A 1,429-nucleotide genomic window follows, 5' to 3' on the forward strand; every position below is an offset into this window, starting at 1 on the left:
GGGTCAAGCAAGCAGGGAAAGACTTGGGCGACTCTATTATTGATCAAAAAAAATTACTGTCAGGACATTACGAGGAATTTGCAAAGCTGAACGTCCACTTTTTAGGTTTGTTTTTGTCTACCGAATGGCCCGCTAAACTGGCTGAAGCCCCGGTCATTAAACAGCTCGTTAAGGTGATCAACATCGACCCACAGAAGTTCACTCGAGGACTTTTCGGGAGGTTTTTCGACAGTGCCAAAACGACGGAACGTCGACAAATCCAATTTTTAGTGGATTGCGGTATGGACGTTGGTGAAGCTCGGCTAATTGCGGGTAAAGACTTCAAAATAAATCTCGAGAACAAGCAAAACGATGCATTTGGGGAGGTGCAACGCTTTCTTATAAGGTCCTATAAAAAATCACAGAATTTTAGAGACTACATCGAGAACCGTGTTAATGAATCGGATTTGCTGCGCGAATTGGACAGGATCGCTCAGTTGCCTACTGATGATAAGCTATCTAGTGATGATAAGCTATCTAGTGATGATATTGAACATTGGCAAAGTATTGTTGCTTATGATAAAGCGCTAGAGAATCAACTCGTAGAGGCCAAGGTTTGTCTGATAGTCAACAACTTAGAAGGCGCAAAAGATGCATTTAGCAAGATTTTTGAAATCGTTGCGTATTACAATCTGAACAACAAAGCCGCCCAATTCGCGCCGACTACGTTGAACAATATGCTCAAACGTCTCAACACTATAATAATTGAGGGCGTCCCAAACCTTGGCGTTAACCCGAACTTGAATAGTGAGGACGTGCTGCCTCCTTTGCCTGAGCGGCAGCTCGCTCCGCTGGCTTCTGGATTGATTGACTCGCATGCGAGCAATAGGCTTAGCGTCGGCGAGCCAGATAGTCCAAGTCAGAAACCCGTGTCTCCGCCCCCTGTGCCTCCTCGACCTTCTCGACCTAATCGAGCTCTTGCGGAGGTCGCGGATACGACGATTGATTCTGAAGGCACGCTTGATGAACTTGAGCAAGATGACGGTCCGCCGCGTTCTGGATCGCGGGCGGAACGGACGCTTAGCATTTTAGAGGACGAGCTGGATTTTCCTCCACCATGCCCTAAAGAAGCCGAGGCCAAGGCCGAGGCCATGCTTCCTGCACGGGGTGAGCTTCTTCCATTTAGGGAGGACGATTCGCTAGACTATTATGCAAAGCGTAGAGAACTCCACGCGACTGTTCGCCACAATGCGGTCTTCTCCTTTCCTTTAGCGATTGGGGCGAATAGGCCGCTTGTCGCGGACCTCAGTTCTTATCCATATCAGTATATGCATTATGGCCCCCTTCCGCCTCCTCCTCGTCCGGATGGCGACGTTAACCCGACCGACGGCGTTGTTCACAAATCTTGGCAGCTAAAGAAGGGTGCGGGTCAGAGCCAATGGAAGGGCAT

1 protein-coding gene is annotated in these 1,429 nt (G+C 48.8%); it reads left to right on the forward strand.

Annotated features, from left to right (window positions below; translation table 11 throughout):
* On the forward strand, nt 1-1,429 hold a 1,429-nt coding region (locus tag PDO_RS28385; protein WP_007603297.1), incomplete at both ends, for a hypothetical protein.

Origin of the sequence: Rhizobium sp. PDO1-076, assembly GCF_000247475.1 — a bacterium.
Classification (GTDB): domain Bacteria; phylum Pseudomonadota; class Alphaproteobacteria; order Rhizobiales; family Rhizobiaceae; genus Allorhizobium.